Raw genomic sequence first — 25,147 nt, forward strand, 5'->3', positions numbered from 1 at the left:
TCCTCCTGAACCTTCAGGTAGCATTAACTTGTAACTCATTGTTTCTTCAAGTGCTTATTTATCATGCGATCAATTCTAAAAATATTGGCTTTTTTATATGGCTTTTTATTTCCATTTTTGGGACACGCCAGCGATCTACCCACTCCTAAAGGGGAAGTTATACTCACCATAGATGGAAATGTTGGCGCACGTAATGTGGGTAATGCCGCAACTTTTGATATTGAGATGTTACAGGCGCTGGAAGTCAAAACTTATGAAACTCATACGCCTTGGAGCGATCATATGTATCGTTTCAAAGGGCCAACATTGGAATCTATCTTAAAAGCAGTGCGATTTGAGGAAGGTCAGACATTAACCCTTTATGCATTAGATGGGTACCAGACCGATTTAAATTGGAAAGATGCGACTGAGTTTAAGCCTATTTTGGCCTATAGCCGAAATAATGTGCCTATGAGTCGCCGTGATAGAGGGCCATTATGGCTTATATTTCCTTATGATACTCATGAAGAACTGAAAGATGCGCGTTATGATAACTTTTGGGTCTGGCAGGTATATCGGATTGAGGTGAAGTAATGGGGGGGATGTCACGCGCCGGAACTTATCTGATTGCTTTGGCATTACTCGTGGCTACAGGTTTGTTTTTTGTAACAGGTGTTAAACTTGTACAAACTTTGGTGGTTATTAATGAATCTAAACCTGAAAATGCGCTTTGGATGGGCGGACGTTTAGCGATTGCCTTAAGAGACTTTGAAAAATCTGTATTGAAATATGAATTAGACCCGAGTGAAGACAACCTTCGGGAGTTGTCCGTTAAGCTGGATTTATATTGGAGTGCCACTTCTGTTTTTCATAGTACAGCAGGTCGTATTTTTAGAAAAACATATGAGTCGCAACAAAATGTTTTTATCGAAATAAACCAAGGACTGGATTATCTAGATTTTTTGGTTGGTCGTATGGAAGATCGTCCCGACGAGAGCCTTGTTGATATAAAACAGGTTATTTCTAGGGCTTTGCCGCAAGTAGATCAAATTCGTCGATATATTTTGCAAGTTGAAGCATCGGAAGTGAATAGATTACGTCAACTGCAGGAGGAACGGGTCTATATCCTGTTCTGGCAATTCGTATGCTGGATATGTTTGTTGTTAGTGCTTGCTGCAATCTTATATCGGAAATACCAGTTACGTGCTATTCAAGCGAAGATACTAGGGGAAACGAGAGATCGTTTTATTGCCTTGTCAAAAGAGATGCCTTTTGGCTTGTCCATGACAACACCGGAAGGCAAGGATGTCATAAGAACAAGGGGGTATCGTGATTTAGGTGGGTTAGGCGAAAAGCGTTTAGAGGACACCTATTTATCAGACATTCAATTCAGGCTTTATGATTATCCAGATGGACGTGTGGCCATAGGGCATGATGTTCAGTTGGATGATGGTTCTGTCATGCATTTCCGCTTTGATGTGAGTAACCTGAACCAAAAAATCGAAGAAATTCAATTGGCTCTTATGAATCATGAAAGTGCGACAGAAGCCAAATCAGATTTTATGGCGACTATGAGCCATGAAATGCGTACACCATTGAATGGTGTTCTAGGGTTATTGGGATTACTTTTAGATGGTGAATTGGAAGCAGAGCAACGAGGATATGTGCTAACCGCACGAGAATCCGCCGAAGTCTTGTTGCATCTTATAGAAGATATTCTTGATTATTCCAAAATTGAAGCTGGGAAATTAGAGATAGAGTCTACAGAATTCTCGATCTCTGAATTGGTCGGCGGTGTATGTGATATGCTTGCACCAAAAGCATATGAAAAGGGAATTGAAATAGGTTGGGATGTTGATCCTGCTGTTCCCGATAATTTACGTGGTGATCCTGGGCGCTTAAGACAAATCCTTCTTAATCTTGCGGGCAATGCGGTAAAATTTACAGAACGTGGAGGTGTGGCTGTCGAAATGGCCTTAGCTTCAGATCAAGGTGGGGATATCTTTCTATCTGGGCAAATCAGTGACACGGGCATCGGTATTCCATATGAATCTCAAGATTCTATGTTTGGAGAATTTAATCAGTTAGATGCGTCTTTTTCGCGTCGTTTCGGTGGCAGCGGTCTTGGTCTTGCTATTACACGGCGCTTGGTAGAGGCCATGGGTGGATCTATTCGTGTCAGTAGTGAACCAGATCACGGTAGTGTGTTTAGTTTTTCAGTGAAAATGAAAAAAACACATGAAATGAATTTACCGATACAGCCTGTTCAACCTGATGAAAAACTGACCTTATTGCTATGGTCTGTTGAAGGGTTATACGCTGATTTACTGATACGGTCGTTACGGAACATGGGACATGAAGTGGTTATGGCCCAGACGGATAATGAATTATTAGCTTTGGTCTCAAAGTCTCAAGTAGATGTGGTTTTACTGGATTGTAAAATTGGGGACGACACAGGAAAAAACTTAGCCCGTACTCTTTTTGATGTTAACAAAGATGTAGATTTATATGTCTTACATGCCACTAAAAATGCTGAATTGGATCAGGAGTTGCTTGCTGGTGGCTTTGTTAAAAGTTTTATCCAAAAACCGATAAATCCTCCTCAACTTTCTCAAATACTTACTGGTGCGGGGCCTTTGGTGATGCAGCCAACTGCTATCGAAGAAGAGACCAATGAAGGCTTGGTCGGTGAAGGCTATCGTTTGCTGTTGGTTGAAGATAGCCCGACCAATCGCATGGTCGCTTCGGTTTTGTTGCGTCGTGCAGGTTATAAAGTTGATTGGGTTATTGATGGCGTTGAGGCAGTTGAAGCTGTTCAGAAATCAACTTACGATCTTGTTTTGATGGATATTTCTATGCCGAATATGGATGGTGAGGAAGCAACAAAAATTATTCGAAATTTGGGTGGGGACCATATAAAGTTACCGATTATTGCTTTGACTGCACATGCAATGCCAGGAGATCAAGAACGCTTCCTCGCGGCGGGTATGAATGGGTATTTAACCAAACCATTGGAGGCGAAGAAGATGCTGGAAATGATCCAGTTCTATTTGCCGAAGAAGATAACAGCTACGCTTAATGACAACTTGTATCTGCAAAATAAAGCGCTAGAGGAGAAGGATAGAATGATGGAAAGTTTGCCACTCATTGATATGGCTGTCATCGAACAGATGCGAGAAGATGCAGGTGAAGAGGCCATTCCAATGTTGATTGAGGTATTTAAGAGTGAGGTGCCCGTACGTGTGGAAGGTATAAAATCCAATTTGGCATCACGTAATTTTATTGAATTGGCGAGGGATGCTCATACGTTAAAAAGTAGCAGCGGAAGTTTCGGTGCAACACGTCTCAATAGATTAGCTTTGGAGATTGAAACAGCTGCTAAGGCAAGTAATGTGGAAGCTGTACAAAGCCTTGTAACTGGCCTTGATGGTATTTCAGAAAAAACCCTTTCTTCTTATGACAATGTGTTGCGATAAAAAAAAGGCGGGAAGATTCCCGCCTTTTTTGTGTTTAAATCTTAATTCTTAGAGACGTGACAGCACAGATTCCGCAGATGATACGTCAAAAGCACCACCTTCTTCTACGGCTAAGTCCTTTAAGACACCATCTTCAATAATCATTGCAAAACGTTGACCGCGAACGCCCATGCCTGCGGCGACCAGATCCAATTCGAGGCCTACTGCTTTAGACCATTCTGCTGAACCATCCGCAAGCATCGTAACTTTATCGCCAACTTCCTGAGCTTTTCCCCAAGCATCCATAACAAAGGCATCGTTAACGGCAACGCATCCTATTGTGTCGACGCCTTTTGCTTTTAAGGCATCAAAATTTGCAACGAAGCCTGGAAGATGCTTCGCAGAACATGTTGGTGTGAACGCGCCAGGAAGGGAAAAGATAACAACCTTTTTACCTGCAAATAAATCTTGTGCGCTTAGCGCTTCGGGGCCATTAGAGCCCATCACTTTGAAACCAACTTCAGGAAGTTTATCACCAACATTGATCATGGTCTTGCCTTTCGTAGACGTTAAAAATTTAAGTTATCATATAGGAAAGATTGAACTAATTGGAAGAGCTTGTTTTACTTTCTTCAATTTTTTCAAGCATGCTTTCCACAGTTAGGAGTTCAGGTAAAATTACACCATCCGGTTTCTCCGGACTGTAGATAATATTGAAAGGAATGCCGTAACGCCCATATGATTGCAGATAATTTAAAATATTATCACTTGGTAAAGTCCAGTCTGCTTGCATGGCAATCACGTCTTCTTTGTTTAACCATTCAGTGATTTCAGAATCGGTAAGAGTGGAGCGCTTATTATACTGGCAGGTAATACACCAATCCGCTGTTACATCGACAAAAACAGTTTTGTTCTGTCCAACGAGACCATTAATTTTTTCCCGATTAAATGCGATCCAGTCGATGTCACTCTCTTGAAGGGTGATAGCTGTTGCTGGTTTTGCGGGTAAAATATAGGGAATTGCAAGGCCTAACAGAACTGGAATGATCGCTAGAACGATATATTGTTTGCGATGGTGGTGCTGATTTTTTTTGCGAAGATATAAGGCAATGAGCATAAAGCAGGCGAAGGCAAATCCTGTCCAAGCTGATATGGTGCCAATGCTTGTTTCCAATACAGTGATCAGCCATAGGGCCGTTAAGATAAGCGCTGCTGCCAGTATAAGCTTGACCCATCCCATCCATTTTCCTGGTCGCGGTAGTTTTTTTGCGAGTCCGGGAACCAGCATGAATACTATATAAGGTGAGGCAAGGCCAATCCCTAGGGCGGCAAAGATTGAAAAGATCTCGGCATTGCCTTGTGATAATGCGAAGCCAACGGCCGTACCAAGGAAGGGAGCTGAGCAAGGTGTTGCTAACAAGGTAGCAAAAACACCTGTCAGGAAATGTCCTTTTAAACTACTGCCTTGAGATGCATTTGAAGCAGAGGTGGCAAGCTGACTTGGTAACTGAATTTCAAAGAAGCCTAATAAATTTGCAGCGAATGCCATAACCACAAAGAGCATAAAGATGAGGAAAATAGGGTGTTGAAATTGAATACCCCAGCCGATTGCGACACCACCTGCTTTTAATCCTGCTAGAACCGCAGCAAGTACTAAAAAGGCAACTAAAATGCCCATCGTTGTTGCCAAGAAACTTATGCGAATTTTCGCAGGACTACTATTTCCATGATTGATGATTGAGAGTACCTTCAAAGAGAGAACAGGTAGAACACATGGCATCAGATTTAAAATAAGCCCGCCTAGTAAAGCAATTAAGATAATTTCTAGAGATAAGCTTGGTTGATTATTTGATTTGTAAGTTTGAACCCAACTGGCATCATTTGAAGCTAACGTACTTGTCTCAATAGATTGGCCTGCAGCAGAAACAGTATAGGTAACTGGTTCTGTTTGCCTAGCCTCTTCCTCAAAACCGCCGCCGAGTGCAGTGATTAAAGCAGTTTTTCCGTTGTTAGAAAAAGTGATGACTGGCGGATCAAAAAAGCTGCCAATCGGACCTTCTATAAATAGATCTAGGTTTTCAAGTTTCTCATCGCCCTCGACCAAAATTGAAAGTTGGTTCTCTCCATTTATTTCCTCAAGCGAAGTTCGTGTTATTTTCAATCCAACAGGATTGTCTTTACCATATTCAACTATAACCGGGACTTCGGATAAATATTGATTGATCGTAAAGGCATGGTCTGTTGGTTCAGCTTTTCCTTTGGGAAGAGAGAAATCCAGTGAGGCAGTATAAGGAATACAAATTTCTTCACATGTTAGATAGTTTATCTCACCTTTTAGACGCAGTTCTTGCCCAATTGTTTCTGGTGTAACATTAAAAGGTAGAATTACGTGATCTTTATAACCAAGACTTTCTAATCCAAGAATGGAAAAGCGTGTAGGTAACGGCCAACGAATTTCTGAATTTTTTAAATTCTCCGCATCCATCCAATCTGGTTGTGGCGGATAGCCGGCATCACCTGGGTTACGCCAATAAATTTTCCAATTTTTCTTTATTTCAAATTCTAGCCCAAGAGGAATTTCTTCTAGATCCCCGACGGCGTCTACCGCACTGATTAATCTTACAGAAACATGATCATTGCGATCCCACTCACTTTCCGCTGCATTCGCAGGGTTTGATAAAGAAACTGCAAAAACGCTAAGAAGCATTACAAGAAATAAAGAATACAAGTTTCTGAATTTGTACATAAATTAACCTGAATGAAAAGAAGGCCTAAGCCAGAGTAAATAACGGTTGATGTAGCGATTTTACTGATTTTTTCAATGAAAGCATGGTTTATTTTTTCACCATCGATCAAAAAAAAGTGTGTGAAAACTGGCGAAGCTTGTTTTGCTAGGCTACAATTTTATGTAATACTGATTTTAAGCTATATTTTTTACAGCTTTTAAACGAGTGGATTTATTTATGGTTCAAGTTTTAAACGCACATTCAGGTTATTTGGCAGGGCATCTTTTAGTAGCGATGCCTGGGATGACTGATCCGCGTTTTGAACGAAGTGTCATCTATATGTGCGTTCATAACGAAGATGGTGCAATGGGACTGATATTGAATCAATTAATTGATACCATTACATTTAATGAATTACTTGAACAGCTTGATATCCCTACAAGTGATCCTTCTAGTGAAATAAAGGTGCATTTTGGTGGTCCTGTGGAAGCTGGACGTGGCTTCGTCTTACATTCGTGTGATTACAAAAAGGATGGCACTGTTGTGATGGAAGATGGCGTTGGGTTGACTGCAACTGTTGACGTATTGAGGGATATTTCCCGCGGTGAAGGGCCTTTGAATAAAGTTCTTGCGCTTGGTTATGCAGGCTGGGGGCCAGGACAACTCGACGCGGAAATCCAGGAAAACGCTTGGCTACATTGCCCTGCGAATGGAGATATTATGTTTGATCCCGATCTCTATTCCAAATGGGATCGGGCTATGACCGTAATTGGTATTGATCCCAGCTTGTTATCTGGCGAAGCTGGGCATGCTTAGTCTCTGTTAGATTTATTCTATCCCCGACATAGTGTTTTTTTTGATATGTCAGTTTTCTGCTTTGCAAAAATCTGCAAGGGAGATCAATATACTGGCTAATGAAACAAAAATAACTGATTGATCATGCTAGGGGGCTTGGATGTTAAAAGATTATTTCACTTATAAAGATGGTGGCGATCAAGCCTTTACGGTGGAAGCACCAAAAATTAAGTTTGGCGCTGGCTCTTTGTCAGAAGCAGGTGGGGATGCGGTTTCCTTAGGCTTAAAACGCGTTGTTGTTTTTTCTGACCCTCGTGTTGCGGTCATGGATTGTACATCACGTTTAATATCTTCTTTAAATGACGCAGGTGTTGAAGCCATTCTATATGATGCTTGTGAAGTTGAGCCAACAGATGCGTCTTTTGTCGCAGCCGGTGAGTTTATGAAAACGGGTAACTTTGATGGCGTATTCTCTATCGGAGGTGGTTCCGTAATGGATACAGCAAAGACTGCGAATCTACTCTCGACTTATCCGGATGATCTGATGGCTTATGTGAATGCCCCAATCGGGCAGGCGAAAGCAGTGCCAGGGCCCTTGAAGCCACATGTCGCATGTCCAACTACATTTGGAACAGCGAGTGAATGTACAGGGATCGCGATTTGTGATTTTCCATCCCTTGGTGCAAAAAGTGGTATATCTCATCCACGTCTACGTCCTGTTTTGGGAATCATTGATCCGCTGAATTTAAGCAGTTTGCCGAAGAACGTGCTTGCAGCAAACGGGTTTGATGTCTTCTCTCATGCGGTTGAATCTGTAACTGCGCGTCCATATACCCATCGCCCCGCTCCTGAAACACCGGATAAGCGCCCCTTAAGCCAAGGGGCAAATCCATATAGCGATCTTTCATGCTTGGAAGCTATTCGTTTGATCGGTCATAATCTAGTAGAAGCCGTAAATAATCCTAGCGATGAGGGATATGAAGCCATGGCAATGGCAGGTATGTTAGCGGGGATCGGGTTTGGCAATGCGGGATGCCATTTACCGCATGGTATGTCTTATGCGGTCGCTGGATTGTCGCATGATTATGTGGCTGAAGGTTGGCCAGGAAATCATCCAATGGTGCCACATGGCATATCCGTGATTGTCAACGCCCCTGCTGTTTTCCGTTTCACAGGAAAAGCCTGTCCAGAACGTCATTTAAAAGCAGCAGAGGCAATGGGGGCTAATATCGATGGTGTTGCGTTGGAAGATGCCGGTAATGTATTGGCAGAACGTGTAATTGAGATGATGCAACAAACAGGCATGCCAAATGGTGTTTCTGCAGTAGGATATAGTGACAATGATATTGATGCTTTAACCGAACGTGCCTTTATGCAAAAACGTTTATCTGATAATGCACCTTTACCTGTTTCTAAAGAGGATATGCGTGCACTTTTTGTTGATGCAATGAAATATTGGTAAAGTTGAGTTTATTTGAAGATGCCAGAAGACAGAATACCTACACATCTTTGGGCAGGGGGCGTGATGCGCCAACTGGCTATGGAAGGTCGGCCCGCTTATGTGATGCAGAAAGGTGATGCCTCTGGAGGTATGTTGCTTGTGAAAATCGCCTTGTTGGATGGTCATTGTTATCTTAAAACTCAGCAACGTGATATAGACGGGCGACTTGGATGGGTTTCGGCTTTGAAGGACGACTTACTCACGGAAACGCGTGCAGATGAATATATTCGTCGGGCTATAGATCGAGATCGTGATTTGTGGGTGATTGAAGTAGAAGACCGGGACGGTAAAAATCCTTTTGAAGACATATAGAAAATTATAAGGGGAGCAAAGAGCTCCCCTTAACTTATTGAGTTGGATATAGGCGTCCGAAACCTTTTGTAACTTTTTCAATCATTTCTGGGTCACGTTCACGCCAATAACGCGGATCACGCATCATTTTGCGTAAAGCTTCTTCGGAACCAGAAGCAGCCTGTGGCCCGGTATGTTTCTCTTTATAAAATTCCATATCACGATGAGCTTCTTCATGTGGTTCCAAGTTTTCGTCGTCCTCGGTTAAAGGTACTAATAACTCGTAAATGCCATGTCCAAACGCTTTTGAAAGCAGTTCCGCAGCACGTGGCGTGATGATTTCGTCTAATTCCTGCAACTCCATAGGATTTAGGGATTTGAGATTATTTTTCATTTGATGAATAGTTTGTGTTTGGTAGTCCATGATTTCTTCCATTTTATTCACTTTTTGTTCCGATTATTGGTTGCCGTAAAGACGTTGAAAACCTTCGCTGACCTTGCGAATTGTTACTGGATCTCGGTCTTGCCAATATTTTGGTGACTTCATCAATTTCCGAAGGTCACCTTCTTCTAGCTGATTAGATAAAGTTTCACCGTTTAGCAGGCTTGGTTCTTCGGCTTTGTCTAGCATTGCATGCATGGCAAGAATACCTTCATAAGAGGAAGATAGAGCGTCATACGCATGATGGGGTAAATTCTTACTTGCCCAATTTCGAATTTGACGGCTAATTTCGCGCCAGCGGGCTTTTCCACCGAAATGCTGCTCTAAACGTTTAAGATCATTTTCCATGCGGTATCGGTTACCAATTTCTTCAGCAATTGGCATCAATTCAGCTTCAGCCAAATCATAAACCAATTGAGCTTGCTCATTACTGAAGCCAGCTTGATGCAAAACCTTGTTTATCCAAGGGTCGTTATCAAATAGTCGATTATCTACATGAATATCATATTCTTCAGGTGATTGCGGAGGTGTGCTATGGAGGCGACTATTCGGGTTTGTGAAGGTAACTTGTGCCTCTTCCCCGCTGATTTCTATTGTATCTAAAAGAGCGTCATTCTCTTCTTTCAATTCAGTTAGGCGGCGTTCCAATTCTTTGTAGGATTTTAAAAGTGCTTCGATACGAATCTTTTGTTTTTTCTCATCCCAGAATTTAAAAGGAATGCCTTTGGGTTTGTCACTACAATTGCAGGCTGGTTCTAGGTGTGCTTTTTGATCCTGAATAAAACTGTTTTCAATAGAATTGTGCGTTTGATCAAGGGGGGGGCTAGTTGGAATTTCTGTATTTTCCATATAATTTTCCTTTGATAAGAATTTATTCTGGGTGTTGCGCAGCTTGTTTGATGATTTGTTCAATACGAAGAACAAGTTGTCTCTGTCCTTCTAGTTGCCGAAGTGCATCATGATTACTATCTGGACCAAGAGCGCGTTCAATTGTGGTTTGCCGCATATGAGATAATACGATTTTACCTTCTGGGGAGTTAAAGCAACGTGCATATGCTTGATTTAGGCGAAAGGCATGGTCTGCATCTTTGTCTATTTGAGTAATATTTACACTATTTTCTAATAAATCTGATGGATTTACTGCATCCCAAAGCCAATCTGGATGTTGCTGATAATGAGCCATATTTTAACAGAATCCTATACTTGAGATGATGTTGGTGTTGCAGAAAGACGTGATTGAACCTGTGATAAATCGAGTTTTCCATCGGTAACATCTTTAGCCATTTGCTGTGCCATTTTTTGCATGTCTGGCGGTAATTGGTTAAGGAGCATATCTGGATCCATATCTGAAAGATATTGCCCTAAATCTTGCATGCCATCTGCAGGCATCGAATCTGCTCTATCCATGACTTGATTGCCGCCTTGTGTCGCCCGAGAGGTTTGCTCTTCTTCTGAATGCAGAAAAGTTTCAGGAACTCCCAGTAAATCCGCCAGGTATCGGCCAATATTATTGCTTTTAAGTAAGCCAACAGCGTCTGGACTAGCTTGTTTGATCATGTCTAACCATCGGATAATGGGTTTTGCTTTTTGCATACGTTGTCGCATGGCCAATGGCGCATTGATTTGCAAGTTGATTTCCCGACCATCAATCATGATGTCACCAATATCACCGCGTCTCCGTAAAATGGCCAAGGCTCGTTCTGCTGTAGGTAATATCAACTCGCCATGAAGACGACCAAAGATGGCGCTTAAATTTCGTGTGGCACTTTCTGTGCGCTCCATAAACTCAGTCGCGCTCATGCCCTGTGCCATCGGTTGTCCTAACTGATCGCGATAAAGAGCGAGCGAGATTTGAGCTCTAATTTTCTCAAGAAGTGCTTCGGATAGATTGATGTCACTAGCTGTTGTTAGCGGTTGAAGGCCTTTACTACCAACGGCCTTAGGAATAATCGTACCTGGCGTCAGTTTAATATTTGCAGGGTTTAAGACGCCATCATCGTCAGCTTGCCATATACCGGTTACAGCGATACTGGCGTTTTTTAACATGAGCTCGACAATTTTATTAGCTGTTTTTATATCAGGCAGCGCTTTCATTACTGGTGATCGACCATAAATTTCTCCCGGTGCTTTGATCCATCGGAAAGTTATAAAAGGACTACTTTCAAAAGATCCTTTGGTTAAGATCATGGGGTGGCCGTCACTTGCAGTTTCATTAGTTAGAATGGCCATGTAATCATAGCGGCCAGACTTGTTCGGTTGAACTGCTTCTAAAACATGGAATGTCTTCTGATCTAAGTTTTCATCATTTATAACTAACTCTTCAGGTAATGAGACATTGGGAAAACGACTTTGCAGCTGTGTTTCATTGAGGGTGGATTTGCGATAAACGATATCAAGGCGGCCTTTGCCTCCTTCTTCCATTACTACTTCACCAAGTGGGACAGCCGTGAACTTGAAGGCGCTGGCCTCCCCTAATGGTGCTTCTTCAAATAAAAGGCATGCGGTACCAACTGTGACCAGATCTAGGTAACATTGGTGTAATTCAACAATGAAATTTGATCGGTCAAAATGACCTTGGATAGTTTGGGATAATTGTTGAAGTGCTTGTTCAGTATCTGCCTTCGTTTCCTCCGGTATTTCTGAACCGGGGATTAACTGGAACCAACTGGACCATGCAGGAGTTAATTCTGCCATGATGGAAGAGGCAAGTTGTTCTACGGCATCTGGAGCAGTTCCATCAAACAGATGTTGTCGTTTCATTTCTCCAATTGGTTGGCTCTGGATAGCGCCGTCGCGACGAGGTAGAGCGTAATCATAGCAATCTTGCCAATGGCTCTCCCATTGGCTGCGCTGACTTTTTGCTTTTTCAAATTTTCGTTCTAGGATTTCTGGTGTGAGCTCCATATATCACCCTCCTAAGGTAGTTTTTAAATCGCTTGCAGATTGTGAGGGCGAGGAGGTATTCCCACTATTATTGTCAGAAAAGTTTAACTCCTCCGGGATTTCGACTTTGTTACCTGTCCAACTTGTGTGGAGTGTGCCTGCGCGCCCACGGCGACGACGTCGTATCATCTCAAGGCGATCCTCTCGTGCTTTTTCTTCGGATAGATCTTCTTCGATTGGTTCTTCAACTGGCGGTACATAAGTGCTACCACCTCCTAATACACCACCCATAAATATTCTCCTTTTGTTCTTATTTGGGATAAATAAAAAGAACAAGCTTTGTTCCACTGATGATGTTCTCTATATATTCTATAAATAAATAAGTCAATAATTATTTTCTTATTTTGTTCTATTTATGTGATTGTGAAGTTGCCATGGGGTAAGAATAGAAAATGCATGTAGACCAAGTAAACGTTTAACCGTCTCAACACAACTAAAGGGAAGCGGTATAGCTATCTTCTGTGGTGGAAGGGGTGGTGGGGTGAAGAGCCGGCATATATGTCCCTGTTTTTTATGGTTTTTAATAAGTTCGTGAGGCGTATGGTCGTGTATTTGCTGGACTAATGTTATATTCGAAAGAGAATCAATTTTGACGATATTATTCCTTTCAACTTGATATACAAAGCAATGTCGAAAACCCTTTTTAAGGAGTTTTAGTAGAGGAATATTTGTTTCATTTTGAAAAACGACGATAAAGTATTTGGTTGGATCTGGTGTGAAATGGTCCGATTTCATTGGGTAATCACTTTCTTGTAATTATATTCCTATTATGTTCTTATTTTGGAGGATTTGTCAATTAATGTTCATGAAAACTTGCATAATATAGGAAAATTTGTAAATAATAGGAACAAGATATGAGATTTAAAGGGGAACAGCTTTGAATTGGAGTTGTTCTCAATCAGTGTGAGGGTGCCATGTTAAAGCATGACCAATTATGGCGGGCGTTGGATCGTTACGCAGATCATTATGGAATGACAAGTTCTGGTCTTGCAAGGCATGCAGGTCTGGACCCAACCAGTTTTAATCCCAGCAAGCGCCAAACAAAAGAGGGAAAGCCTCGTTGGCCGAGTACGGAAAGTATAGGTAAAGTTCTGGAAGCAACAGGCGGCACAATGGTTGAATTTGTGTCCTATCTTCAAGATGTGCCAGGTGCCGTGCTTTCTCAGGATATTCCTTTTCTTAGTTTTGAAGAGGCACATGATCTTCTTCAAAAAGAAGGGGATGAAGGCTTATTTGATGATCATGGCTTTCCTATACGAGAAAACTGGGATTTTATGGTGTATCCAGATGTGAATGATGCTGAGGCTTTCGGGATTGAGGTTACAAATGACGATTTGGCCCCTGTTTATCGCACAGGTACTGTTTTGGTAATGTCGCCCAATGCTAGCATTCGTCGTCTAGATCGGGTTCTGTTATGCATGGCGAATGGTGATATTTTAGTACGTGAATTAATACGTCAGACCGCCCATCGTATGGATCTTGCGATGGTGACCAATCCGGATGAAGTCGAAACTATCATGGCAAATGAGGTGATTTGGATGACCCGTATTGTTTGGGCAAGTCAATAAAATAATCGGTGAGTCTGTGTTCTGACTTCTTAAATTTCCGAATTTTATAAATGACTGTAACAATCATCCAATCTTTATATAAGCCGCAGTTTAGAAGGTGTTTTTTCTTTTCCTATACGCTGTCTGGTGTAAGATAAGTAATAAAATTACTTTCTTATAATAATGTTTTGACGGGGTAAATCTAATGGATTCTACAAATGCAATCATGTGGACCGAGGGGCAATGGCAGGACGCAAATACACCTATTATTAATGTGACGTCTAACAGTTTTTGGCTAGCTTCTACTGTTTTCGATGGGGCACGCTCATTTGACGGTGTGGCACCGGATTTGGATTTACATTGTCAACGTGCCGTGCGTTCAGCTGAGGCTTTAGGATTGAAAGCGATTAAAAGTTGGGAAGAGATCTATGCCTTGGCTTGGGAAGGAATTAAAAAATTCCCGCAAGAGACGGTTTTATACATTAAGCCTGTTTTTTGGGCAGATGAAGGGTTTATTTCGCCTGATCCGGATAGCACAAGATTCGCGCTGACATTATATGAAGCACCTTTTCCGCCGAATACAGGTTTTAGCGCCAAACTATCTTCTTATCGCCGTCCATCAGAAGAAGTAGCCCCAACAAATGCGAAGGCTGCATGTCTTTATCCAAATGCAGGTCGTGCTCTTCAAGAAGCTATTAAAGATGGCTATAACAATGCTGTTATGTGCGATAGCATGGGCAATGTGGCTGAATTTGCGACGGCAAATCTTTTTTGTGTGAAAGATGGGCATGTGATGACGCCTGCACCAAATGGAAGTTTTTTGAATGGTATTACGCGTCAACGTGTCATTGCGTTGTTGAAAGGCCAGGGGATTGAGGTGGATGAATGTCGTGTCACACCTGCAATGCTTGAAGAAGCGGATGAAATCTTCAGTACTGGAAATTATGGCAAAGTTGTTGCCGTGATTAATTATGAAGGCAGAGAGATGCAACCTGGGCCTATCATGCAAAAAGCGCGTGATCTATATTTTGAATATGCTAAGAAAGAGGGCGGCGAATAAGCCGCTCTTTTGCAATGCCTAAAGGTCTTATGGATTTATTAACCTGTTGCATGGTAAAAGAAATCTGTAATAAGGGCATTGTGAATGAAATCCGAACTGAAGTTTCCAAATCGCATTTCATATAAACTGGTAGGAACGAGCGTGATCCTGGCTTTCGGGATTGGCTTGTTCATGAGCATGCTGCAATTGATTTGGGATTATCGAATTGAACAAGAAACGATTGATCATACAATAAAACGTATTCTTGAGGTTGCTGAACCTCCGGCTTCTCGTGCAGTTCATATTCTTGATGAAGATCTTGCGCAGGAAGTGGTGGCAGGCTTGCTTCAATATGACTTTGTTGTAGAGGCCCGTATCATAGATGACTTAGATATTCATCTTGCAGCCATGAACAAGGAAACAATTGTAAGTGCAACCCGATGGATCACAAAGAGTATTGCAGAAGAGTATGTAGAGTATTCAATCCCCTTAACGAGCTCTGAACTGCAATCCAGTAAGCCGGGGCGTTTAGTTATCCTCGTTGATTGTGATGCGGCCCTAGAAGGATTTTTTGATCGTACAACTTTCGTTATGATTGCTGGTTTTATCCGGAATATGCTTTTGGTTTTAGCTCTGCTAATTGCTTTTTATTGGATGTTGACCCGCCCTTTGGTTGAGCTTGCTGAAGATATCGGAGGATTGGAACCAAGTGATATGGATGGACGTTTAGTTAAGGTTCCGCACGATCACGAAAATGACGAGTTAGGCATTGTTGCTGAGCGGGTGAATGGCTTCATACTCTCCATTCGTAACTTACTAGAGATTCGTCGGAAGAATGAAGAGGATTTATTGCAATCCAAGCAAGATTTGGAAAATCGTGCTATTGCTTTGCAGGACGAGATTAGTGAGCGCGAAAAAGCACAAGAAGAAGCCTTGGAAGCTAAAGAAACGGCGGAACTTGCTAATCGCACAAAGTCTGAATTTTTAGCAAATATGAGCCATGAATTAAGAACGCCGTTAAACGCCGTGATTGGTTTTTCTTCGATCATGAAGGAAGAAATGTTTGGTCCGGTCTCAAACGATAAATATCTGGAATATTGCCATGATATCCATGGGGCGAGTAGTCATTTACTAGAAGTTATCAACGACATTTTGGATGTATCAAAAATTGAAGTAGGGGAATTTAAATTATCTGCTGATTCAATAGATACATCGGATTTATTGGATGGATGTTTGCGGACAATGAGCACGACTTTTGAACATCGTGGTCAGGTGATTGTTAAAGAGATACCGGAGCCAACTTTGATGCTTCTGGCTGATAGCGTTCGGGTGAAGCAAATTTTGTTTAACCTATTAACCAATGCGTCAAAATTTACGTCTGCTGGAGGTACGATTAGTTCAAAAATTGAACTATTGGCTGGAAACAGAGTTGCTATTTCTATTCAAGATACAGGTGTTGGTATTCCGGCAAAAGAATTATCAAATGTATTAGATCCATTTGTTCAGGTAGATAACGCTTTTTCGAAAACGCATGATGGTGTTGGACTTGGATTATCTTTATGTCGATCCTTGATGCAAATGCATGAAGGGGAACTATTGCTTGAAAGTGAAGAAGGAATAGGGACCAAAGTTACAATTATTTTCCCGTCTAGTCGTACACTTGAAACATAAAAAAAAGCCCTGTGAAATGAAACACAGGGCTTTCTATAATAAGGTCTAATTGTTTAGCCTGCTAAGCCTTCAGCAGAAAGCGCTTGGTCTATCAAGGCAACGGTTTCTTTGATACCGTAAAGCGCAATAAATGACCCCATACGCGGTCCTTGTTCTTGGCCAAGAAGAACTTCGTAGTTAGCCTTAAACCATTCACGTAAATTCTCATATTCAAACTCTTTACCAATGGCAAAAACGCTGGATTGTACTTCATCAGACGGTGTGTCCACATCCATCTCATCCAATTTATTGCGAAGCGCTGTAAATGCTTCACGTTCTTTGTCGCTCGGCGCACGGTAGTTTTTATGTGGTTTCACAAAGTCGGTGTAATAACGGATTGCATATCCAACCAGATCATCTAATTGTTTATGAGATTCTGGAGATGCATCCGGTGCATAACGACTGATAAAGCCCCATAACACAGATTTATCATCGGTATTACAAACGCTCGCCAAGTTTAGCAGAATGTTAAAGCTTAGTGGCATATTTGCTTTTGGTGGGTTGCCATTATGTATATGCCAAACTGGGTTTTCCAGTTTCTTGGCATCTTCCATACCTTCGAAAGAAGAGAGATGACTGTAATATTCATCCACATTCTTTGGAATGACATCAAAATACAGACGTTTTGCTGTTTTTGGCTTTTGATACATAAACAAGGACAAGCTTTCCGGTGTGGCATATGTTAGCCATTCTTCCATGGAAAGGCCGTTGCCTTTGGATTTGGAAATCTTTGTACCTTCACCATCCAAGAATAACTCGTAAGTCAATGTTTGTGGTGGATTGCCACCCATTGCACGTACGATAGACGAAGAAGCCTTTACAGAATCGATCAAATCTTTACCGGACATTTCATAGTCAACGCCCAAAGCCCACTGGCGCATCGCCCAATCGGGTTTCCATTGAAGTTTGGTACGACCGCCTGTGACCAAAGTTTCAACTTCTTGACCATCTTCGCGTTTGTAAACAATTGTGCCTGCTTTGGCATCGGTATGAAGCACCGGAACCTGTAATACATTGCCTGTTTCTTCGCAGATGGGCAGAAACGGGCTATATGTTTGACGGCGTTCTTCCCCTAATGTTGGTAACATGATGCCCATGATACGATCATATACCTCAAGAACGCGGATTAACGCCTCATCAAATTTACCGGAAGTATAGTAATCTGATGCAGAGGCAAATTCATACTCAAAACCATAAGAATCCAGGAAATCACAGAGGCGCGCATTGTTGTGATGCGCAAAACTCTCATGTGTGCCAAATGGATCAGGCACTTTAGTCAATGGTTTATGCAAATATTCCGCTAGCATTTCTTGATTAGGAAGGTTTGTTGGTACCTTACGGAAGCCATCCATATCATCAGAAAAGGCAATTAATTTTGTTGGAATATCGGATAGTAATTCAAAGGCACGACGTACCATAGTGGTACGTTGTACTTCGCCAAATGTGCCAATATGCGGCAAGCCAGATGGGCCATATCCAGTTTGAAAAAGTACATATCCCTTTTCAGGTGTCTTATTGTTGATACGTTTGAGCACCTTTCGAGCTTCCTCAAAAGGCCATGCTTTTGCGGTTTGGGCTAATTCTCGAAGGGCGTTATCGCTCATTTTCTTCACCTTGAAAGTAATAGTTAAAAAGACCGGAGAAAGAGGGCAAAACCTTGATCAATAACATCTCCGGCGAAACCCGCGGAAACTAAGAGAAATTCATGCTTCCGTCAACTAAATAGACCGAATGACGTATGCTTTTCCTGCCGATTCGCATGAAAAGACCATCAACCAGGGATGAGCACTGAACAAAACAATAGATAAGGTATTGGGAGGATTGAGAAATTATGGTTGTTGTGACTTTCTTCGTGACCAATAAAGAACAGTGGGTATGATGCGGCTATGAATGACTTGCCAGATAATGTAATGCCCTTTCCGGATGCAACCTCACAGAATGCAGAAATACCTGCAGGCGAGGTACGTATTATGGTGCCTGATACGTCTATAATGGTAACGTCAGCAACGCATGCTGTCGCGTTGACAGGCGATGGTGAGATTTTAGAGGGGACGCCAGTTGAACTAGCTGACATTTACAAGGCCGAGATACCACCAATTCTTGTGCATTCACCTTCAGTGGCTAAACGGATAGGATTACAATCGCCACGGCGTTGTTATGATTTGTTAGAACTTTTCGCATTTGTAAAACCTGCCGCCTTTTGCTTGCCTACGCCGGGCGGGATTATGCAAGCTTGCGGTCTGGAAGATAGTTGGGAATTGTCTTCTTATCCAGTAGGATTGCATCGTGTTGTTACATCACTTTTGGAACAATTTTCCCTAACCGGCAGCCGCCCTGACACAAGGCGTATTCTGTGGAGTATGACCCGCGATGGATGGCTTTGGGGGCCATATCTTTTGGCAGCTATTGGTGAAGATGTTGGGCAAGATAGCAATGTTAAATCACCAATGTCTGGTTTGGATGTCTGGAAAGCTTTACCTGAATGGGAAGAGCAACCACCACCACCACCACCGGGAACCTATCCGGTTGAACCAAATGAAGCACGCCAGCGGTTGGCAGATTTACTAGGTCAACGTGCAGAAGATCGACCCAGTCAGTCAGATTTTTCCAGTGCCGTTTCCGAAGCTTTCACAAATCCTGAAAGCGAAGATATGCCGCGTTTTGTGATGGCAGAAGCAGGCACGGGCGTTGGTAAAACCATGGGCTATATTGCACCGGCAAGTTTGTGGGCTGAAAAAAATCAGGCACCTGTATGGTTGAGTACCTATACACGAAATCTTCAGCACCAAATTGATGATGAATTAAATCGTCTTTATCCGGACGAAACAATTAAACAGGATCGTGTTGTATTGCGTAAAGGGCGTGAAAACTATCTGTGTTTATTGAATTATGAAGATAGTGTGCGTGGATCAAGTTTGCCGGGGCGTACGGTTGGATTAGGGTTAATGGCACGCTGGATTGCAGCCACACGTGATGGGGATCTAAGTGGGGGGGGCTTTCCCTCCTGGTTGCCGGATTTGATCGGTCAGGCACAGTCCGTGGGGTTAAGCGATAAGCGCGGCGAATGTATTCATTCAGCCTGTAATCATTATAGTCGCTGCTTTATTCTGAATTCTATCCGTCGTGCGCGTTATGCTGATCTTGTGGTGGCTAATCATGCATTGGTGATGATCCAAACAGTACAAGGCGGTTTGGATCGAGATGGTCGTGCTAATCGCGTGGTTTTTGATGAGGGGCATCATGTTTTTGATGCAGCAGATAGTGCTTTTGCTGCCTATCTCACTGGGCGTGAGATGTGGGAATTGCGTCGATGGCTTCGCGGTAATGAAAGCCGTGCTCGCAAAAGCCGTATTAGAGGCCTTAAAACCCGTTGTGAGGATCTACTTGGAGAAGAAGTGCAAGCGATTGAAGCTCTGGAACATGTTCTTCATGCTTCTCGTATCCTACCGAATGAGAATTGGACGCAGAATATCGGGAATGGACAACCACAAGGTCCGGCTGAGAATTTCCTTTATATGATTCATGAATTGGTTTTAGCGCGTGCAAATAATACCGACGGCCCGTTTAGCTTGGAAATCCCTGCAGTGGATATGCCGGAAAAATTGCTGGATGTCGCGACAGAGCTGGAAGAAGCGCTTATGGCGATCTTTAAGCCCGTGATTAAGTTGCGTGAAGGTTTAATGCGTCGCTTGGATGAAAAGTCAGATACGCTGGATAGTTCTACACGCGGGCGGATCGAACAAGTTGCGCAATCCCTTGAATTCAGATGTTCGCATCTTCTGGGCGCTTGGATTGAAATGTTAAAGGCATTGAAGTTGGAAGCAACGCAACCGACTGAATTATTTGTGGACTGGCTTGGGATTGAGAAAATATCAGGCCGTCCGGTTGATGTGGGGTATTACCGACATTGGCTGGATCCAACCAAACCTTTTGCCGGGGTTGTCGCGAAAAATCTAAGCGGGGTTTTGTTGACTTCGGCCACATTAACCGATGGATCAGGGGATGTGGATACGGATTGGGCGCGGGCCGAAGAACGCACAGGCGCCAATCATCTACCGGATTTTGCAACACGTGCAAAAGTTCCATCACCGTTTGATTATCCCAATCAAACGAAGGTGTTGGTTGTAACAGATGTGCGTAAAGATGACCTTGATCAGGTCGGGGCCGCTTATCGCGAATTAATGTTGGCATCTGGTGGCGGGGCGTTGGGATTATTTACGGCAATTAGCAGATTGCGCGCTGTACATGAACGAATAGTGAAGCCTATCGAACAGCAGGGTTATCCTCTCTACTCCCAGCATATTGATGCACTGAACTTACCAACTTTGATCGACATATTTCGGGCAGAAACAGATAGTTGTTTATTGGGCACTGATGCGGTGCGTGATGGCGTGGATGTGCCGGGAGATAGTTTGCGCCTTATTATCTTTGATCGGGTCCCATGGTCACGGCCGACTATTTTACATAAGGCGCGCAAGAATGAATTTGGTGGGGCAAAATATGAAGATATGCTTACACGCCTCAAATTGAAGCAGGCTTTTGGTCGTTTGGTACGTCGTGGTAATGATAAAGGTGTATTTGTTTTACTTGATCCAATGATGCCAAGCCGTTTAGCTGGCGCTTTTCCAGAAGGTGTTGAGGTTGAACGTGTTGGGCTTGCCGACGCCGTTCAACAAATCAAAGATTTCTTCCCGGATCATCAGGTTGGTTAGCCTGGTACGAGATAACTTAACAGCGCTGATAGGGTAATGATGGAAACGAGTGTAGAAATCAGGATAATCGACGCAGATCGATCCACATAGGTGTTAAATTGTTGCGAAACAAGGAAAACCAAACCACCAGTTGGTAATGCTGCCATAATGATGGCGGAAGCTGCAAAAAGAGGCGGAAGGTCTAACATAATCACAAGTATCCACGTAATCGCTGGATGGATGATTAGTTTTATGAAACTTGCCCAGCCACTTTCAATCAATCCTGATTTAATTTCACTGTTAACCAGAAACAGCCCCATAGCAAAGAGAGCAGCAGGGCTCGCAGCAGCGCCTAATAATTCGGTGAAGGTTTCAACAGGTAAAGGCAATGCAATACCCGTAAAGGCAAAGAACAAACCAATAGCAGCGCCAATAAGAAGCGGATTGCGGACCACCGCGCCAAAGACACGACGCATCATTTGGCCTTTGGTTTCTCCATCTGATTTATCTAACTCTAAAATCACGATAGCGAGCGGGGTTAAGACACCACCATTGATGATCGTAGCAACAATCGCAGGTACTGCGCCTTCTTCCCCAAAGGCCGTGATCATTAATGGGATACCCATATAGCCCGTATTGGCAAAGGCTGCGGACCAACCATGTTGGCTCATAGCGCCCAGACGATCGGCAAAAAAGAAACTAGCCACAAATAATGCAATACCATATGTAGCAAAGGTACCACCGACATAGGCCGCCAAATAAGGGATATTCAAAATATCATCAACAGGCGCACGGCTCATAGAGACGATAAAAAGCGCTGGTAAAGCCGCATAATAGACGAATCCATTCAGGGCAGCGGTGCTATCCTGACCAAGAAAGCGAAAACGCCCACAGAGGAAACCAGCCCCCATGATGGCAAAAACGGGTAAAGCGACATTAAGAATTGCATACATAAGAATAACTTATGCCGCGTTGCAGTATTTGTCGATATGGGGATTGAGGAAAATCTGGAATAGCAGTCTTGGTTTTTTGATATAGAAGACTAGAAATTTAACGTAATCCTTCCTATTCTTTTAAGAGTTAAATATTTATTGAAAGCGAAATTTATGCTCACAAAACACCAATCCCTTATTTATACAATGGTTCTGATGTCAGCAGCCGATAGTGAGATGTCAGAAACAGAGATGTTAAAAATTAAAGAAGTGATTTCTTATTTACCGATTTTTGAAGGGTATGAGCAAAGCAATATTGCAAAAGACGCAGGTGCGGTTGCCGAACTTCTTTTAGATGAGGATGGTTTTGAAAAAGCTTTGGAACTGGTTCGCGAAAGTTTACCTGTCCATCTTCGCGAAACGGCCTATGCCTTGGCTGTTGAAGTTGCCGCGGCAGATCTTGAAGCTGCAGAGGAAGAATTAAATTTATTACAGATGATTCGTCATATACTGGAAATTGATCGTTTAATCGCCGCAGGAATCGAACGTGGTGCCCGGGCGCGATATGCACAAGCCTAGAAAGCTTCGATGAAATGGTTTGAAGATCTCTAAGCAGAGTGTTCAAAACTAATTTTTTAAAGAAAATATTTTAAAAGTCAGGGTAAAAATTACTCTGACTTTTTTGATTTTTGGCTCAAAATAAGAGGTTTCTTGACCAAATGGTCAAGCCCTTCGTGAGCTATGCGATTATTGCATGGCAGCATTGCTATTTTGGCTCTGGTCTTTGGGGCTGTTCGGACATACATAGAGGGCGCTTCAGTTGTTGCAACGCGCAACAACGATTTGAGATGGCGCCCCGGCAAGTCCGGCAGAGCGCGTCTCTATACGTCTCCCAGACGTGAAGCCTCCCTGTTCAACTTTGCCGGTGGCCTGCGCTACCGGCAATTTTTTTGTCTTTTTTTAGGGAGACTGATGGTTTGCACTGTTAAACCACTTGAATTTAAAAGCTAAACGTCCTACTTTCTTGCTCAAGTGTTGTTTTATTTGTTTTTGAAGCCATTCGATTATAGTCGAATAACAGGCATTCTCTACGAACATGGTGAACTTTTTTCTATATGAAGCAAGTTTTTCCGCGGATTGTAATATTTCTGACCTTCAAATAGTGAATGATGCGTACTTACAAGGCTCTCCCGATTTTGGGTTGAGAAAAATATTATGAAGTTTTAAGGAATAGTCTCATGGCGACTGGTACAGTTAAATGGTTTAACACAACAAAAGGATATGGCTTTATCGCACCGGATGATGGTGGCAAAGATGTTTTTGTTCACATTTCTTCTCTGCAAAAAGCAGGTCTTCAACAATTGGATGATGGTCAAAAAGTCAGCTATGAGCTTACAACACACCGTGATCGTGAATCTGCATCTGACATCCAACTTGTATAATTGTTGATGTAAAGATCAAAGATTTGAAAAAGGCCGAGCTTTGAATAAAAGCTCGGCCTTTTTGTATGTCTAGCTTTCCGGTTTTTCCAAAGAAAGTGGGACAGATAAATAAACACCAAATTCTTCGCCGATGTCACAGCTTACACGGGCATGGACTTTACCTTGTCGGTCCAAGAAGCGCTGGTTGTCTGTAACTGGAAAAATACCTTCATGCCAAATGTTTGCATGAATATAGAGGCCTTTTGATCCATCACACCAGAATGCAACGACCTTTTCCGGTTTCAAATCATCGCCGGGTAGGGCCGCAGGAATGACAAATGGTTTGTTATCCAGTGGATAAAATAACTGCCCACCATCCGGATGGTAATTCATATGCCAAAGTAGAACTTGCTCTCTTGGGCATGTTTGTTCTGTGAAAGAGGATTCTTTTGGATCACGGCTGAAACCCAAGATGTAATCACCTGCAACGGCTTCGTTTTTACCTTTCAGGATATCGCCTTCCCAATTACCATGGAAGATACCTTCGACATGTCCGGCTTCATTACCGGTGCCCGCATCAATTTTGCGCCATCCTTGGGCTGGCCAAGTTGTGATTTCAATTTCAAAATTTTCTGGGTCATCGACAAGGCAACCATATCCTTTTACAGATTCCTCGGTTGCCTCAATCAGAGGGACCTGAACTAAGGGAAGGGTCGGTTTGCTTTTGGGGTCGAAGATATATTCTGGCGCATCTGCTAGCATGGAATTCCTGATCCTTTATAAAAAGTAACTTGGCAAAAGATAGCCAATATCACTAAACTTTGTCATCAAGAGAATGTCTCACATAGTTAGTATGCATATGAATAAATACTCATGAGGTTCCGATGCCTGTCGAAATTGCAGATAAATGGTTTGATACCAAAAAAATTGATAATGATATCACTTTACTATGGGAACCATATGTAGATCCATTGGTGCAATGTAACATCTGGCATATTCGTGGGCGAGATCAAGATATGCTGGTTGATACTGGTCTTGGTGTCGCTAGTCTTTATGATGCAACACGTCATTTGATCGATAAGCCTGTTGAAGCCGTTGCCACGCATACACATCTGGATCATGTAGGCAGTCATTATGAATTTGAAAAACGCACGGTTCATAAGGCTGAAGCAGATTTGCTGACACATCCTGAAGAAACAACGCTGGATACAGATTACTGGCGGGAAACTTTAGCAGGTACTGGCTGCGAACCACAATGGCCAGAGATGTTATGCAAGTTGCCTTATCATGGATATTGCATGGACCATTATCATGTGAAACCCGCAGAACCCACACGAATTGTGATCGAAGGAGATATTGTTGATTTGGGAGATCGGCAATTTGAAGTCCTTCACCTTCCCGGGCATTCCGTTGGCAGTATTGGTCTTTGGGAAGCATCTAGTGGGATCTTGTTTTCTGGGGACGCGATTTATGATGGCCCATTGATAGAAGAAGATATACCTGCCTATATTGAAACCATGAAAAGATTAAGGGAGTTACCTGTATCCGTTGTGCATGGTGGTCATGAACCAAGCTTCGGTAGGGAAAGATTGATTGAACTTTGTAATGAATTCTTAGCAAAAAGAGATTGTTAAATAGATTACAGGCCATATTATTCTTATCAGGGGGCTTCGAT

General features: G+C 42.6%; 22 protein-coding genes. 12 read left to right on the top strand and 10 right to left on the bottom strand.

Annotated elements, in window-relative coordinates:
* Positions 1-63 precede the first annotated feature (63 nt).
* Positions 64-573, top strand: coding sequence for a molybdopterin-dependent oxidoreductase (locus tag ACOQOA_RS12935; protein ID WP_420549035.1), 510 nt, complete (start codon positions 64-66; stop codon positions 571-573).
* On the top strand, positions 573-3,455 hold the full coding sequence (locus tag ACOQOA_RS12940; protein ID WP_420549036.1) for a response regulator: 2,883 nt from the start codon (positions 573-575) through the stop codon (positions 3,453-3,455). The genes ACOQOA_RS12935 and ACOQOA_RS12940 overlap by 1 nt, the downstream gene beginning before the upstream one ends.
* Before the next feature lie 48 nt (positions 3,456-3,503).
* On the opposite strand, the gene ACOQOA_RS12945 is transcribed toward ACOQOA_RS12940, so the two are convergent.
* Together ACOQOA_RS12945 and ACOQOA_RS12950 are read right to left on the bottom strand one after the other, a co-directional pair.
* A complete protein-coding gene (locus ACOQOA_RS12945) occupies positions 3,504-3,983 on the bottom strand; it encodes a peroxiredoxin (protein WP_420549037.1) in 480 nt (159 codons plus the stop codon).
* Positions 3,984-4,038: 55 nt separating this feature from the next.
* Positions 4,039-6,180 carry a protein-disulfide reductase DsbD family protein gene (locus ACOQOA_RS12950; protein WP_420549038.1) on the bottom strand — a complete coding sequence of 714 codons (2,142 nt, stop codon included), beginning with the start codon at positions 6,178-6,180 and terminating at the stop codon, positions 4,039-4,041.
* Between the two features lie 217 nt (positions 6,181-6,397).
* On the opposite strand from ACOQOA_RS12950, the gene ACOQOA_RS12955 reads away from it, so the two are divergent.
* The 3 genes from ACOQOA_RS12955 to ACOQOA_RS12965 all read left to right on the top strand — a co-directional run bounded on the left by ACOQOA_RS12955 (position 6,398) and on the right by ACOQOA_RS12965 (position 8,768).
* Positions 6,398-6,976, top strand: a complete 579-nt coding sequence (locus ACOQOA_RS12955; RefSeq protein WP_420549039.1) for a YqgE/AlgH family protein — start codon at positions 6,398-6,400, stop codon at positions 6,974-6,976.
* A 139-nt stretch (positions 6,977-7,115) separates the two neighbouring features.
* Positions 7,116-8,417 (top strand): hydroxyacid-oxoacid transhydrogenase, encoded by a 1,302-nt coding sequence (locus ACOQOA_RS12960; RefSeq protein WP_420549040.1) that lies wholly within the window; start codon positions 7,116-7,118, stop codon positions 8,415-8,417.
* A gap of 18 nt (positions 8,418-8,435) precedes the next feature.
* On the top strand, positions 8,436-8,768 hold the full coding sequence (locus tag ACOQOA_RS12965) for a DUF1491 family protein (protein ID WP_420549041.1): 333 nt from the start codon (positions 8,436-8,438) through the stop codon (positions 8,766-8,768).
* A 34-nt stretch (positions 8,769-8,802) separates the two neighbouring features.
* Here the strand turns inward: ACOQOA_RS12965 and ACOQOA_RS12970 are convergent, their stop codons facing one another.
* The 5 genes from ACOQOA_RS12970 to ACOQOA_RS12990 are packed head-to-tail and all read right to left on the bottom strand — an operon-like array spanning position 8,803 to position 12,363.
* A complete protein-coding gene (locus tag ACOQOA_RS12970; protein ID WP_420549042.1) occupies positions 8,803-9,171 on the bottom strand; it encodes a hypothetical protein in 369 nt (122 codons plus the stop codon).
* A 33-nt stretch (positions 9,172-9,204) separates the two neighbouring features.
* Complete coding sequence (locus tag ACOQOA_RS12975; protein ID WP_420549043.1) at positions 9,205-10,038, bottom strand: capsid assembly protein; 834 nt, start codon at positions 10,036-10,038, stop codon at positions 9,205-9,207.
* A 22-nt stretch (positions 10,039-10,060) separates the two neighbouring features.
* Complete coding sequence (locus tag ACOQOA_RS12980) at positions 10,061-10,372, bottom strand: hypothetical protein (protein WP_420549044.1); 312 nt, start codon at positions 10,370-10,372, stop codon at positions 10,061-10,063.
* A gap of 14 nt (positions 10,373-10,386) precedes the next feature.
* Positions 10,387-12,093 carry a portal protein gene (locus tag ACOQOA_RS12985; RefSeq protein WP_420549045.1) on the bottom strand — a complete coding sequence of 569 codons (1,707 nt, stop codon included), beginning with the start codon at positions 12,091-12,093 and terminating at the stop codon, positions 10,387-10,389.
* Positions 12,094-12,096: 3 nt separating this feature from the next.
* Positions 12,097-12,363: a hypothetical protein gene (locus ACOQOA_RS12990; protein WP_420549046.1), complete on the bottom strand. Its 267-nt coding sequence runs from the start codon at positions 12,361-12,363 to the stop codon at positions 12,097-12,099.
* Between the two features lie 683 nt (positions 12,364-13,046).
* On the opposite strand from ACOQOA_RS12990, the gene ACOQOA_RS12995 reads away from it, so the two are divergent.
* The 3 genes from ACOQOA_RS12995 to ACOQOA_RS13005 all read left to right on the top strand — a co-directional run bounded on the left by ACOQOA_RS12995 (position 13,047) and on the right by ACOQOA_RS13005 (position 16,389).
* Complete coding sequence (locus ACOQOA_RS12995) at positions 13,047-13,700, top strand: S24 family peptidase (RefSeq protein WP_420549047.1); 654 nt, start codon at positions 13,047-13,049, stop codon at positions 13,698-13,700.
* Between the two features lie 184 nt (positions 13,701-13,884).
* Positions 13,885-14,739, top strand: coding sequence for a branched-chain amino acid aminotransferase (locus ACOQOA_RS13000; RefSeq protein ID WP_420549048.1), 855 nt, complete (start codon positions 13,885-13,887; stop codon positions 14,737-14,739).
* An 84-nt stretch (positions 14,740-14,823) separates the two neighbouring features.
* Positions 14,824-16,389, top strand: a complete 1,566-nt coding sequence (locus ACOQOA_RS13005; protein ID WP_420549049.1) for an ATP-binding protein — start codon at positions 14,824-14,826, stop codon at positions 16,387-16,389.
* Between the two features lie 53 nt (positions 16,390-16,442).
* Here the strand turns inward: ACOQOA_RS13005 and ACOQOA_RS13010 are convergent, their stop codons facing one another.
* Complete coding sequence (locus tag ACOQOA_RS13010; protein WP_420549050.1) at positions 16,443-18,032, bottom strand: lysine--tRNA ligase; 1,590 nt, start codon at positions 18,030-18,032, stop codon at positions 16,443-16,445.
* Positions 18,033-18,314: 282 nt separating this feature from the next.
* On the opposite strand from ACOQOA_RS13010, the gene ACOQOA_RS13015 reads away from it, so the two are divergent.
* Complete coding sequence (locus ACOQOA_RS13015; RefSeq protein ID WP_420549051.1) at positions 18,315-21,140, top strand: ATP-dependent DNA helicase; 2,826 nt, start codon at positions 18,315-18,317, stop codon at positions 21,138-21,140.
* Here the strand turns inward: ACOQOA_RS13015 and ACOQOA_RS13020 are convergent.
* Positions 21,137-22,072, bottom strand: coding sequence for an AEC family transporter (locus tag ACOQOA_RS13020; RefSeq protein ID WP_420549052.1), 936 nt, complete (start codon positions 22,070-22,072; stop codon positions 21,137-21,139). The two genes, ACOQOA_RS13015 and ACOQOA_RS13020, sit on opposite strands and share 4 nt — an antisense overlap.
* 153 nt (positions 22,073-22,225) lie before the next feature.
* On the opposite strand from ACOQOA_RS13020, the gene ACOQOA_RS13025 reads away from it, so the two are divergent.
* On the top strand, positions 22,226-22,630 hold the full coding sequence (locus ACOQOA_RS13025; RefSeq protein ID WP_155155941.1) for a tellurite resistance TerB family protein: 405 nt from the start codon (positions 22,226-22,228) through the stop codon (positions 22,628-22,630).
* 659 nt (positions 22,631-23,289) lie between these two features.
* Complete coding sequence (locus tag ACOQOA_RS13030) at positions 23,290-23,493, top strand: cold-shock protein (protein WP_420549053.1); 204 nt, start codon at positions 23,290-23,292, stop codon at positions 23,491-23,493.
* 69 nt (positions 23,494-23,562) lie between these two features.
* On the opposite strand, the gene ACOQOA_RS13035 is transcribed toward ACOQOA_RS13030, so the two are convergent.
* Positions 23,563-24,234 carry an ureidoglycolate lyase gene (locus ACOQOA_RS13035; protein WP_420549054.1) on the bottom strand — a complete coding sequence of 224 codons (672 nt, stop codon included), beginning with the start codon at positions 24,232-24,234 and terminating at the stop codon, positions 23,563-23,565.
* Positions 24,235-24,356: 122 nt separating this feature from the next.
* On the opposite strand from ACOQOA_RS13035, the gene ACOQOA_RS13040 reads away from it, so the two are divergent.
* Positions 24,357-25,106: an MBL fold metallo-hydrolase gene (locus ACOQOA_RS13040; RefSeq protein WP_420549055.1), complete on the top strand. Its 750-nt coding sequence runs from the start codon at positions 24,357-24,359 to the stop codon at positions 25,104-25,106.
* Positions 25,107-25,147 lie beyond the last annotated feature (41 nt).

It is taken from the genome of Curvivirga sp. (assembly GCF_965219885.1).
Taxonomy (GTDB): domain Bacteria; phylum Pseudomonadota; class Alphaproteobacteria; order UBA8366; family Aestuariispiraceae; genus Curvivirga.